This window comes from Aulosira sp. FACHB-615 (genome assembly GCF_014698045.1).
GTDB lineage: Bacteria > Cyanobacteriota > Cyanobacteriia > Cyanobacteriales > Nostocaceae > Nostoc_B.
In genome coordinates this window covers 1-10,876 of record NZ_JACJSE010000067.1, presented here as the reverse complement: position 1 = coordinate 10,876, position 10,876 = coordinate 1, and the positions used below count along the sequence as shown (strand labels likewise).

Annotated in this window: 17 protein-coding genes; 16 read left to right on the top strand and 1 reads right to left on the bottom strand. The window is 43.8% G+C overall.

Annotation, left to right across the window (positions count from 1 at the left end; translation table 11 throughout):
- The first annotated feature begins 294 nt into the window (after positions 1 to 294).
- The 14 genes from H6G77_RS34800 to H6G77_RS34735 all read left to right on the top strand — a co-directional run bounded on the left by H6G77_RS34800 (position 295) and on the right by H6G77_RS34735 (position 8,774).
- Positions 295 to 468 carry a hypothetical protein gene (locus H6G77_RS34800; protein WP_190874094.1) on the top strand — a complete coding sequence of 58 codons (174 nt, stop codon included), beginning with the start codon at positions 295 to 297 and terminating at the stop codon, positions 466 to 468.
- The gene (locus H6G77_RS34795; protein ID WP_190874093.1) at positions 465 to 1,625 is read left to right on the top strand and encodes a hypothetical protein; all 1,161 of its coding nucleotides are present in this window, start codon (positions 465 to 467) and stop codon (positions 1,623 to 1,625) included. Before H6G77_RS34800 ends, H6G77_RS34795 begins: the two co-directional genes overlap by 4 nt.
- Before the next feature lie 3 nt (positions 1,626 to 1,628).
- Positions 1,629 to 2,129, top strand: a complete 501-nt coding sequence (locus tag H6G77_RS34790; RefSeq protein WP_190874092.1) for a hypothetical protein — start codon at positions 1,629 to 1,631, stop codon at positions 2,127 to 2,129.
- A gap of 182 nt (positions 2,130 to 2,311) precedes the next feature.
- On the top strand, positions 2,312 to 2,737 hold the full coding sequence (locus H6G77_RS34785) for a hypothetical protein (protein ID WP_190874091.1): 426 nt from the start codon (positions 2,312 to 2,314) through the stop codon (positions 2,735 to 2,737).
- Positions 2,730 to 3,125, top strand: coding sequence for a hypothetical protein (locus tag H6G77_RS34780; protein WP_190874090.1), 396 nt, complete (start codon positions 2,730 to 2,732; stop codon positions 3,123 to 3,125). The genes H6G77_RS34785 and H6G77_RS34780 overlap by 8 nt, the downstream gene beginning before the upstream one ends.
- Entirely contained in the window at positions 3,122 to 3,550 is a 429-nt protein-coding gene (locus H6G77_RS34775) for a hypothetical protein (protein WP_190874089.1), read from the top strand. Before H6G77_RS34780 ends, H6G77_RS34775 begins: the two co-directional genes overlap by 4 nt.
- Positions 3,547 to 3,774, top strand: coding sequence for a hypothetical protein (locus H6G77_RS34770; RefSeq protein ID WP_190874088.1), 228 nt, complete (start codon positions 3,547 to 3,549; stop codon positions 3,772 to 3,774). The genes H6G77_RS34775 and H6G77_RS34770 overlap by 4 nt, the downstream gene beginning before the upstream one ends.
- Positions 3,761 to 4,522: a DNA cytosine methyltransferase gene (locus H6G77_RS34765; protein ID WP_242049410.1), complete on the top strand. Its 762-nt coding sequence runs from the start codon at positions 3,761 to 3,763 to the stop codon at positions 4,520 to 4,522. The genes H6G77_RS34770 and H6G77_RS34765 overlap by 14 nt, the downstream gene beginning before the upstream one ends.
- Positions 4,523 to 4,724: 202 nt before the next feature.
- On the top strand, positions 4,725 to 6,491 hold the full coding sequence (locus tag H6G77_RS36125) for a KOW motif-containing protein (protein ID WP_242049409.1): 1,767 nt from the start codon (positions 4,725 to 4,727) through the stop codon (positions 6,489 to 6,491).
- A complete protein-coding gene (locus H6G77_RS34755; protein WP_190874087.1) occupies positions 6,488 to 6,778 on the top strand; it encodes a hypothetical protein in 291 nt (96 codons plus the stop codon). The genes H6G77_RS36125 and H6G77_RS34755 overlap by 4 nt, the downstream gene beginning before the upstream one ends.
- Complete coding sequence (gene dcd, locus H6G77_RS34750) at positions 6,753 to 7,334, top strand: dCTP deaminase (RefSeq protein ID WP_190874086.1); 582 nt, start codon at positions 6,753 to 6,755, stop codon at positions 7,332 to 7,334. Before H6G77_RS34755 ends, dcd begins: the two co-directional genes overlap by 26 nt.
- Positions 7,331 to 8,203 carry a hypothetical protein gene (locus H6G77_RS34745; RefSeq protein ID WP_190874085.1) on the top strand — a complete coding sequence of 291 codons (873 nt, stop codon included), beginning with the start codon at positions 7,331 to 7,333 and terminating at the stop codon, positions 8,201 to 8,203. Before dcd ends, H6G77_RS34745 begins: the two co-directional genes overlap by 4 nt.
- Positions 8,182 to 8,487 carry a hypothetical protein gene (locus tag H6G77_RS34740; RefSeq protein WP_190874084.1) on the top strand — a complete coding sequence of 102 codons (306 nt, stop codon included), beginning with the start codon at positions 8,182 to 8,184 and terminating at the stop codon, positions 8,485 to 8,487. The genes H6G77_RS34745 and H6G77_RS34740 overlap by 22 nt, the downstream gene beginning before the upstream one ends.
- A 104-nt stretch (positions 8,488 to 8,591) precedes the next feature.
- Entirely contained in the window at positions 8,592 to 8,774 is a 183-nt protein-coding gene (locus H6G77_RS34735) for a hypothetical protein (protein WP_190874083.1), read from the top strand.
- Here the strand turns inward: H6G77_RS34735 and xisF are convergent.
- Entirely contained in the window at positions 8,754 to 10,196 is a 1,443-nt protein-coding gene (gene xisF / locus H6G77_RS34730) for a fdxN element excision recombinase XisF (protein ID WP_190874082.1), read from the bottom strand. The two genes, H6G77_RS34735 and xisF, sit on opposite strands and share 21 nt — an antisense overlap.
- A gap of 222 nt (positions 10,197 to 10,418) precedes the next feature.
- Between xisF and H6G77_RS34725 the strand changes: the two genes are divergently transcribed.
- Together H6G77_RS34725 and H6G77_RS34720 are read left to right on the top strand one after the other, a co-directional pair.
- Positions 10,419 to 10,610: a hypothetical protein gene (locus H6G77_RS34725; protein WP_190874081.1), complete on the top strand. Its 192-nt coding sequence runs from the start codon at positions 10,419 to 10,421 to the stop codon at positions 10,608 to 10,610.
- Between the two features lie 22 nt (positions 10,611 to 10,632).
- Entirely contained in the window at positions 10,633 to 10,800 is a 168-nt protein-coding gene (locus tag H6G77_RS34720) for a hypothetical protein (RefSeq protein ID WP_190874080.1), read from the top strand.
- Positions 10,801 to 10,876: the final 76 nt, after the last annotated feature.

Below are 10,876 nucleotides of genomic sequence, written 5' to 3'. Positions count from 1 at the left end.
GGGTATTGCCACGACTCTAAACGGACACGGATCGACTGTAAGACTACTTCGGTAGTAAGTTGAAATGATGTGTCAAGAATCCCCACGCCTTTAGGATGGGGAGTATGTCAAACACCACCATCAGCAACATTAACCTACACCCTCACAGAGAAACCAAAATCATTCCCGCTAATTCTGTGGAGGAATCCAAGCCTAAATAAACAAACTTAATAACCAATAAAAAATCGCCCGTTCAAGGCGATCGCTGGTGCATTAGAGTAATCAAAATAATCTACCGAATATTAGGAGAATACCATGAAAACACCAGTTATTACAATTACAAAAAATTTACACAATTTTCCTAATTCTTATCATTTTAAATGGGATAATAGTATTAATGAAAATGTCTCTGCGTTGCTTGCAACAACCAGAGACGCGGCAACCTATATCGGAGGTCACAGAATGATTATATCAGGCGGTGCGCTATGAGAGAATCATGTATTTCTCATGCGCCAAGACAGCCCATAGCGGTTGTCAGAGAAGATTATTACTTACTAATGAATAAAGACTGTGTAGCTGCTGCTATCCTCAATATTTTTGAATACTGGGCTAATGGCGCGATCGCTTGCAACTCAAAAGAAGAAAATCCGTGTGTTGGTGTAAGGACAGCCAAAGAGTTTGAAGAAATGCTGCTTGGTATGTCCACAGAAAAACATATTAGGAAGCGGTTACACCAGCTTGAAGAGATGGGTTTTATTCAAACTAGACAGCCAGTAGCACATAGAAAAAGTCTTGAATACCGTTTCATGGTGTCAGCTGTCCAAAAAGCCCTCAACAAAGCCAACGGTCAAACGACCGAGGGGATGGATGAAAGCCAACGGTCAAACGACCGCAGTCCCAACGGTCAAACGACCGCAGGGATGGATGAAAGCCAACGGTCAAACGACCGTTGCACTATATATAGAAAATATCTAATTAAAGAAGATCAAGAAGAATCCCCCCCTACCCCCCAAAGGGGTGAATGCGTTGAGGACGGTGAGAGCTTGGAACCGGATCAAAGCAATGCCAAGCCTGTAGTTACGCTGTCAACCCAGCCAGAGTTATTGGTTCAAAGCGAAAATCCATCATGTGGTTCAATAGTTCCGGCGGCGTTCGATAAAATCGAACAATTGAATAAGGTAACGGACGCGCAAATTAAAGCTTGGTTTCTGGAAGTCTACCAACAAGAGAAACCCTCAAACTTTACCGAGCATAAAGAGATTAGTTCTGCTCACTTAAAGAAAATCAAACAGCTTATTAAAGAACATCCCCAGGACGCGATCGCTAAATTCAAAGATGCACTTATCTGGGTACGTGAACAGAATGATGGCTGGTGGCGCGACAAGCAGATTTCGCTATCCAACCTCATGACAAATGGCAAGGTAGCAGAGTACGCCGACAAGCACGCCACGGCGATTAAGTACGATCGCGCCTACAAAGACAGGGTAGAGGGACGCGCCCCGTCAAAGGACTTAAAGCGGATTATGCCGGACGCGATCGCTACCCAAGCTCAGTATGAGGAAGCTTATGAAGCCGAGCGACGTAAACAGGAATTGATTGATGTTTATGACTACAGGCCAGTAATTGCAAGGCTGAGGAGATTTTGAGCGATGCTGTCAGATAAGATTTTTGCAAAGTATTTTGGTGAGCTGCTGGAATGGTACGGGAAGCCTAAATCCCAAGTAGCCTCTGATTCTTACTACGCTTGGCTTTCTCACCTAAAAGATGATGATTTCATCAATGCTGTAGGCGCGGCTATCTGCAAGCTTCAAAGATTCCCCACTGCTGACCAGTTGATTGAGCTTTCCAGAGGTGGACGGCCCGAAGAAAACGCCCAAGCTTATCAAGACTTTGATTTACCTGCTTTGCCCTCATCTGAAGAACGGATGACACCTGAGCAAAAAGCAGAAGCAGTGTTGCGGGGGAGGCTGATAGCACGCACTATCTTGAATGCTACTGGTTTGATGACACCTGAGCAGAAAGACGCGCTAATCGAGCAGTTGAAGCAGAAACCAACACATGAACTAGAAGCGATCGCCTCCACCGCGCAGACATCACAGAACCACAGGAAATTCAACAACATTGCTAATTCACTAAAAAACTATGCTTAGTCCATCACAAGAAGCACAAGCTAGAGCGATCGCCCAGTACGACCTTAAAGCGTCCATGAGATACGCCCAGTTCGTATCCGCTGCCAATCAAATGAAGTGCGGACTTTGTGGCGCTCCACTGGTTAAGTCCAGAGGCAGAAAGGGCGGTAATTTTATCTGTTCAGTAACGAGAGGGCGGAAGCATGGTAAGCGGATTTAAGGCTATATCTGAAATTCCTCTACGCTCTTTCTACTGCGAACTCAAGCACCGCCCGACAGGGGATGACGGTAGTAACGAAGAACTGATTGATACACTCATCCTCAAGGTTCCTAGATTGCGAAATAGTAATTTGGAAGGGCAATGGGCGATCGCTCTTCTGTGGCAAAAGTTGGAAGATCCTGAGTACTGCGAACGGAACATCAATCAAATTTTCATCTTCACCGCCCAATTTGGTGAACTCTTGGCAAGGATAGAAACCCAGCCATTTGAAGATGAGCCAGCCAAGCACTTGAAACCACCAAGCCAAGACACCTACGACAAATGGCAGCAGGCGCTAGAAAACCGATTTAAGAAGCTGTACGGAATTAGCCTTGAAGAATGGCGCAAACAGGAGAAGTGCGATGTGTAGTTGTGATGTGGAAAGACCGGATTACGATGAGGAAACCGGAGAGGAATTATACGACGAAAGGCAAGTAATTGCTGAAGCTGATTTGCGCTGTTGTGAGTGCAACTACCCCATACTTGCGGGTTCACTCTACAAGCACATTCATGGTTGCTGGGATGGCGATTGGAGTACATATCGTCAGTGTTTAGGATGTGCCATTTTGGGCGATCGCTACGTTGAGGAAACCGATTGCTGCTATGGGTTTAGCACTTTGTATGAGGAGTTAATCAACTCTGATCTTCTCTGCCGAGATGAGGAGGATGAAGAGTCTTGGGTTGAGTGCAAACGATGGCTCAAGGTCGTTCGCAGGAATCCTCTCAAGATTGAAGTAGTGGAGGAAGTCGCAACATGATCGAACCAAGTGAAGAACCAATTTATCCATATTCAACTTACACACCTTGTGATGCGCTGCCAGATGGTAGTAAAAGACTTTGCATTTGGCACAGCACTAAACACTCGCTCCCAGTGCTACGTCAAATTTGCAAAGAACAAGGCTTTAAGATTTATGAGGAAGCAATTCTTTGGCTAATTAAAAGCTATGAATTGCGCCCCTTTACGTGGGAGTTTAACCACTGCAATCAGCCTAAATTCTGGTTTGGCGATAAAGTGAATTTCCCTTCACAGAGGCGCAAAGGCATTGTTTTTGGAATCGAGTGGAGAGATGAAGAGCATCTCGGACATTCAGCAGGTTTCTGGTATCGCATTCGTTGGGAAGGCAAAATCAGTCTCCAGTCAGTGCATCAGGATTCATTGGAAGTCGTGGAGGATGAGTCATGAAAAAATCCTGTCTTAACTGTATTCATGGAAGCTTTTGGAGACAAGAAGATCATCACCTCTACTACTACACAGGTGAGTGCGAACACTGGGAAAAAGCTATTAGAGAGCAAGTCTTTGATGCGATTGAAATCAATAGCGAAGATCCATCGGAAATTGAGAGACCTTTTGAAGAAATCGCCTCGGAATGCCCGGTATGGGAGAAGGTGAGCGATGCAAGCAATTAGCCTATTCTCTGGCATCGGCGGCTTTGAAATCGCCTTCCACCAAGTATTCCCAGAGGGTGAAGTAATTCAAATGGTAGAGATTGAACCGGATGCTCAAACCGTACTGCGATCGCACTTCCCCGAAACCCCAATCCACCCCGATATACGCACCTATGAACCCGATATCAACTGGCAATATAACGAAGGGATCGCCTTCTTCGGATTCCCTTGCAGAAACACCTCAAACGCAGGCGATCGCACCGGATTATCAGGAGAAGAATCAAGCCTTTGGTTTGAAGCACTGCGAATTATCTTCATGGTCAAACCAAGATTTATCCTCATTGAGAACCCTACCGCACTTATCAATCGAGGATTACGAGCAGTGCTTGGAGGACTCAGAATGGCAGGATATACAGCAGAAGTTGAAATCGTCTCGGCGGCAGAGCTTGGAGCGCCGCACGAGAGAGAAAGATTGTTTATCATTGCCTACCCTCACCTCTGGCAGCAAGAAAAACGGATCTCGTGCGGCTGGGCAAGTCAAATTGGAGGTGAAATTGAAAGAGTTAAAGCTGATTTCGCCTTCCCAACAATTGAGCGCCGAGATGATGGCTTTGCTTATGGGTTTCCCAAAGGACTGGACAGCGTGTCTGAGTCAGTCCCCAGTGGCACAGCAGGAAGGATTAGAAGCCGTTACCTCTACGGTCGTTCAGTCGTCCCCGCCTGCGCCGTTGTCGCCTTCCGTAGAATTAAGTTCCTTGCAGGGGTCTAGTAGTGTACCAACCCAAAATTGCTACGTGGAGGTAAGCAAGGGAGCAAGGGAGCAGGGGAGCAGGGGAGAAACTTGCAGTAAGTCTTTCCCCCCTGCCCCTCTGCCCCTCTGCTCCTCTGCTGACCACAACGCAAAGTTTCCTTGGCAGACTACTAGACACCATTTGGACTTTTACGAATCGCCCTCATGGTTTACTACTGAATTGTTGCGCTACGTAAAGATAGAAGGCGTGATTGGTGAACCTTGCGTTGGTGCAGGAGCGATCGCCTCGCTTCTCCAAGCATGGCCACATACCAAGCAACTGTGGACAAACGACGTTGACCCCAACAAACAAGCCGATTACCACCACGACGCAACACTAAGAGAGTCTTGGGAGTATTTCACCGAAACTGACTGGATTATTACAAACCCACCCTACGCCGACCAAGCAGCCCCAATTATCAAAAATGCTTTTGAGAAAGCGCGTGTAGGCGTGGTGGCATTTTTACTTACCAGCTTTTTAGAGCCTTGTGGCGATCGCGCTGATTTTCTCAAAGAACATCCACCATCGCTTGTGCTGACATTTCCCCGGTACTGTTTCCGTAAGGATAAAAGCGGTAAACGTTGGGCGACCGACAATACCACGATCTCTTGCTTTGTCTGGGACAAACGCGCAACTACTCAACAGTTAATTGTTCGCCCACAGTCCGAAATTATTGGCTTTTACAAAAATCCCGACCACGCAATCAGTCAACAAGAAGTAGAGGAAATCATGAAAAGTATTGCCGCATCAAACCCTGATACTACAGCTATGCAATCACTTACCAGACGCAATATTAACCCTGGTGTTTGTATCTCCGATTACTATGGCGAAATCGGAACAATTAAAGATGATTTTGGCTTTGGCTTTACCGTCCAGTGGCACAAAGATGGAGATGAAATAACTTACAACTGGGAACGGGATAGTGAAGGTATTAAACATCTGTCAATTGTCTCTCAATCCGTAGCGATCGCTCTTAATGACATCCCCAAGACAAATCCTATGGAATTTCAATTCCCCGAAGCTGATGCGATCGCTCAACAGATCGCCCAATTGCAAGAGCAACTCGAAATATATAATCAATGCAAAGTAAATGCTAACCGAGTAAAAGAGCAAGTGGTAATACAAGCTCAATTAATGCTTGAACTTGGAGTTAGCCAGCAATCAATTACCGATTGGGCGAATAGAATTTACTTTCTTGTAACTGGCACAAATGTAGGAGAAATGGCTACTAAATCAGTTGAGCTTGCTGCAAAGCTGATGTTGGCAGAACAGGACAATCAGTCTTTGAAAGATGAACGCGATCGCCTCTTATCCCGCATCAAAGAACTAGAAAATCCTCAACCAACCGAGCAGTTCAAAAAGGGCGATCGCGTCTCAACTGACATGGGTGAAGAGGGCGAAGTAACAGGCTTTGCTTACGGTAATACGATTGTAAAAATGACTAATGGTGAATTTCAATTTAGAGCGGATCAACTAACCAAGGTTGATACTAGGTTTGAGGTTGGCGATCGCGTCAGAATTACTAAGGGACAACACAAAGATAAATTCGCCGTAATCAAAGAAGTCGGCAATCAAATTAGTTGCTGGGTAGATGAAGAGTTTTTCTTCCATTTCTCCCCCTCACAATTAATCAAAATCGAAGAAAAGCCAACCAACCCCCAAACTGAAGCTCAAAAACGGGGACAAGAATTTATTGCTGGGGTTAAAAAACCTGCTGATGTAACCTGGGGACAGATTTCCGATGTCTGTCAGCGTGATCGCGCAGTCCTCAAAGAAATCTCTCTCAATGCCCGTAATAAAGCCCAAAAAGCCCTAGTTGAGCAACTCCCCCAAAAACTAGCTGATTGGATTGAAGAGACAGGCGATCGCACCGATCTTGAATGGGTGGGCGACACCTTGAAAGCGAAAGTGGAGGAATTACTCAGCCCAAAGGAGGAAGTAGTTTGAGTATTGAATTTCCGATCCGCGACAACTACTCCTTAGATGAGTTTTTTGATTATCGCAATTTAATTAATGGGTTCCAGGAACAACAATGGGGCGAATTAACCGATAGCGATCGCTGGAACCCCGCTCATTTTGGCGACGCGCCTAGAGTAATTGAAGAGTCGGGGCAGGTGAGCGTTTTCTTTGACCCTAATCTCGAACCACCCGACCCTGACGATTACCGAAGTTTACAAGAATATGAGCAAGCATGGCAGGAGTGGGAATTTGATCAAAAACGATATTTGGATTAAACAACAAGCTGAAAAAGGCATGATTAAGCCTTTTGAACCAACCTTGATAAACAGGGTCGAAAACAGCCCGGTTATTAGCTACGGACTATCATCTTACGGCTACGATATACGCTTGTCCCCCAACGATTTTCGGATTTTTCGCCGCGTCCCCGGCACATTAGTAAATCCCAAAAACTTTAATCCCGAAAACCTGGAATCAGCGACACTGCACACTTCCGAATATGGCGATTTCTTTATCCTTCCCGCACACTCTTACGGATTGGGTGTGGCGCTTGAAAAATTAGAAGTACCACCTAATATCACAGTGATATGTGTTGGGAAATCGACTTATGCAAGAGTAGCTTTAATCGCAAATGTTACCCCAGCAGAAGCAGCATGGCATGGACACCTAACCCTGGAATTCTCCAATTCTTCAGAAACTGATTGCATGATTTTTGCAAATGAAGGTGTGGTGCAACTTCTATTTTTAGAAGGCGAACCCTGCGCTACAACCTACGCCGATAGAAACGGTAAATATCAAAATCAACCAGAAACAGTAATTTTAGCAAAAGTATGAGAATATTAATTTCTGCACCGAGCGATCGCTTAATCAAATGTACTTGCTGTGGTGAAATTGGCAGCAAGGGTGGTTATCATCCAATTGAAGGAAGGGACGTATGCGATCGCTGTATCAAATACTATAAAATAATCTCCCTTTTGGATTGGCAGGCTTATCAGCTAATGAATGCGTACAAAAGCAGAAGAAAATATCTTGTGCTTGCTGCTGAAAAGTTAGATATCCCTGTCAAGCAGATGCGTGCAATTTCTTGTAGATTAGCGAGAAAGGGGCTGAAAATTGTTCGAGAGCCAAAACCAAAGAAAGTTGTTACGGTAAAGCATAAAATCAGCGCCGAACAGCAGCGAATTTTAGATGTAATCATGCGCCAAGATAATTTAATCAATAGCTGTTATGTTGAAGCTGCGGCTAAAGAGTTGGGGGTTGATCGCGAAAAAGTTGATTACCACATAGAAAGATTAAGAGGCAAAGGATTTAATATTCCTACCAAAACCCAAAGAGCTGCTAACCTAAAAAAATACATTCTTGAGCAAATGCAAACGACCCAAAAATCAAGGGCTGATTTTATTAAATCATTGGCTAAAGAAACGGGTTTGTCTGCGGTTAGTATTAGGCTTGTAGTTGCAAAGCATGAGCGTGAAAAAGGCATTTACTTGAATAAAGGCACTGCGCCTGAAGCTATCGAAGAACTGGTTTTAAACGAAGGCGTAATTAGCTTAAAACACCTGTATAGTGCAATTCCTTTTTATAGCCGCAGAAGCCTTTTATATGCCTTACGTACTCTCAAAAACCAAGGCAGGATAATAATTAGTGGAAATAACCGCGAAAGGATAAAGATTGAGGCTGTATGTCGAGCGAAAACGGGATGATAATTGAAGTTGATAGTGAATTTGCAATTAAAATTGGGTTCACTTCAGATAAATTTGAAGGTTGGTTGTGGCGCGATGATAAAAGAATCATGTTTTCTTTTATCTGCTCAAAGAATCCAAAACAAGGTAATTTATCAACTTTAATTAAGACAATTGAAGGTATGGGGTTGAGTGTTGCGATTCCAACACCATTAGGCAAGATGGTTGACTATCTATCCAGGCGTAATTTTGTCCCGCATATAAGTGGTATATGCAATATTTCCCTCTACAAGAAGAGTACGTAAATATTGCAGAAGTTTTGCATTTTTGGCATTGCATGGAGAGTAATCCAATGCCTGATTTTAGAAAGTTTAGAATCGGAATTTAGTAATTTTAGGAATCAAAAAACATGGATATCAAACAAGTATTAAACGAAATAGCGATCGCCCACCTAGAACGCAAAACTCAAGAAGAATTGCGACGGCTAAGAGCGATCGCTGACGCTGCTTCTGTCGTAGCCCAAGATAATCGAGTAACGACTCTGCGAGGTGGTGAAGATTTGGTTTCAGCACTAAACTTTCAAAGCAATTGAGGCGATCGCACCATCTTTGATAATAATTTTTTCAACCAAACTTCTGTAAACACTAATTTTTTGGTCAACGGTGGCCGTCTCCCGCCAGCAGCTAGGATCTGAAAACACCCACAACAAAAAGTCTCGATTATTTTCAGACTTATTGTTGTGGGTATTTTGTTGAATTTTTAGTCCTTCAATTTGATTTTCAATGTCTTTCTTGGCTTTTTCTATAGCCGGGTTATTTCCAAGTAAAGACAGCCCATCTAGCTGTTGTCTTAGCTCCCTGATTTCCGGCGATTCAATTTCAACTTCTGGTTCAAGCGCCAAGTCTACAATCCTTCCAGCAATTTTAACCAACTCCGCGATAACAGCATCCTCGATTTTCTGCATTGCTACTACCCGTTTTTGATCGCAACTGCGAACCCGCCAGTTTTTGCATTGGTAATAATAATTGTACCCCGGCTGATTTTTACCTCTACTACCCTTACAGCTATAGCAAGAGCTACGACACCCGCCGCAAAACACCAACCCGGATAAAGGATACATCTGCCCTTTTTGTCCATATCCCCGCACTTGACGATTATGGGCTAATATTTGTTCGATTTCTTGTAGCTGCAATTCTGTGAGTATTGTTTGATCTGCGTGGGTATTGTAGTGAATATTCCAGTTCTCAGGCGTTTTTTTGTTCTTTTTCCGCAAATAACAAGTGTGTCCGCGCAGAACCGGATTCAATAGCCAAGTTCTTAAACCCCCAGGGCTAAACCTGAATAAACCTCTGGTAAACAAACCTCCTGTTTTGTGGTGATGAGCAAATGTTTGAATCCCGTATTTTTCATTGATAATTTTTAGACATCCTCGGAGCGATCGCCCTTCAAAAAATGCGCTAATAATTTCAGTTGCGATCTGACTGCGCGATCGCTCTTCTTTGTTAAATAGTAGACACAAAAATGGCGCGTGATCTAGTTTGTATTCGTCATTAATCTTGCAGTACCCGAATGGTGGATGTATGGCTACCTTGGAGTTTCGTAGATGCTGCCATCCATGTTTCACCGCTTCTGATTTTTGATCGGAATGATGCTGTGCCAGTACTGCCAGCATCCCCGCCGCCATTTTCCCGGAAGGCGTAGATAAATCAAAAGGCTCATCTAAGGCCCTAAGCACAACACCCGCATCTAAAAAATCATCAAATAATGCAAACGCTTGCTTACCCTTGCGGGATAATCTATCTATTCTTGTGACAATCACTTCTGATACTTGGCGCGATCTCACTAGCTTCATTACTTGTTCTAGCTGCGATCGCTTTCTCCCTTTGTACCCTGATTCAACATCAATATATACTTCTTCCGCACCAGCTAGTCTCAATCGCTCAACTTGCTGCTCTAAAGCATGTGAGTTATTTGCTTGCTCTTTAGAAGATACGCGACAATAAGCGATTTTCATCCTGAAAACCCGTATTAGATATTGTGAGTCTATCAAACGTCTGGTTCACGATATCTAATACAAAAAAAAATAGCCACCCCGAAAAGGTATGGCATCAAGGAGCAAATAGTACCGACAGTATACCGCCTTGATACCAACAGCTACATTAAATTTTTCAGTAATTACACGCAGATTAAATAAAAATTGATAAGTTAGTTTTATGTAATAATTTTGTACTACATCATGTTTATCTCAGACGATCGCCTCAAGGCACTAGCTGAGGATAATTGTTTCCTGGAAGGCGAGAAAACTTACTTAATTCGGCTATTGCGAGAATTACGATTTTTTACTGAGCATATAGAGCGATCTCCTATCAGTATTTGCTGTCACATACTGGATGCGATCGTCTGTCTGCGGTTGATTGAGCTAAGATAATCGCAAACTATTTTTCAAAAGCATGGCAATCAATACATCATTTTCTCGCCCAAAGCTGGCGCAAACCCTGACTGAAAATTTGGCTTTGACGGGTGCGATCGCAGAAGGTAGCGGCAAGTTCCTGGTTGATATAAACGTTTCTGTTACCCAAGATGACCAAAAGAATGGGATACAAGCCTCGCCCTTCTAGGGCGACTTTTTATTAATTTTCAACTTCCGAACCAATTCTCTAAGTACATCAGATTTTGTTCTTTTGATTGTTTGGC

Excerpts from the sequence above, each read along its gene's own strand:
- H6G77_RS34800 (WP_190874094.1), top strand. The coding sequence starts at position 295 with ATGAAAACACCAGTTATTACAATTACAAAAAATTTACACAATTTTCCT.
- H6G77_RS34795 (WP_190874093.1), top strand. The coding sequence starts at position 465 with ATGAGAGAATCATGTATTTCTCATGCGCCAAGACAGCCCATAGCGGTT.
- H6G77_RS34790 (WP_190874092.1), top strand. The coding sequence starts at position 1,629 with ATGCTGTCAGATAAGATTTTTGCAAAGTATTTTGGTGAGCTGCTGGAA.
- H6G77_RS34785 (WP_190874091.1), top strand. The coding sequence starts at position 2,312 with ATGGTAAGCGGATTTAAGGCTATATCTGAAATTCCTCTACGCTCTTTC.
- H6G77_RS34780 (WP_190874090.1), top strand. The coding sequence starts at position 2,730 with ATGTGTAGTTGTGATGTGGAAAGACCGGATTACGATGAGGAAACCGGA.
- H6G77_RS34775 (WP_190874089.1), top strand. The coding sequence starts at position 3,122 with ATGATCGAACCAAGTGAAGAACCAATTTATCCATATTCAACTTACACA.
- H6G77_RS34770 (WP_190874088.1), top strand. The coding sequence starts at position 3,547 with ATGAAAAAATCCTGTCTTAACTGTATTCATGGAAGCTTTTGGAGACAA.
- H6G77_RS34765 (WP_242049410.1), top strand. The coding sequence starts at position 3,761 with ATGCAAGCAATTAGCCTATTCTCTGGCATCGGCGGCTTTGAAATCGCC.
- H6G77_RS34745 (WP_190874085.1), top strand. The coding sequence starts at position 7,331 with ATGAGAATATTAATTTCTGCACCGAGCGATCGCTTAATCAAATGTACT.
- H6G77_RS34740 (WP_190874084.1), top strand. The coding sequence starts at position 8,182 with ATGTCGAGCGAAAACGGGATGATAATTGAAGTTGATAGTGAATTTGCA.
- H6G77_RS34735 (WP_190874083.1), top strand. The coding sequence starts at position 8,592 with ATGGATATCAAACAAGTATTAAACGAAATAGCGATCGCCCACCTAGAA.
- xisF (WP_190874082.1), bottom strand. The coding sequence starts at position 10,196 with ATGAAAATCGCTTATTGTCGCGTATCTTCTAAAGAGCAAGCAAATAAC.
- H6G77_RS34725 (WP_190874081.1), top strand. The coding sequence starts at position 10,419 with ATGTTTATCTCAGACGATCGCCTCAAGGCACTAGCTGAGGATAATTGT.
- H6G77_RS34720 (WP_190874080.1), top strand. The coding sequence starts at position 10,633 with ATGGCAATCAATACATCATTTTCTCGCCCAAAGCTGGCGCAAACCCTG.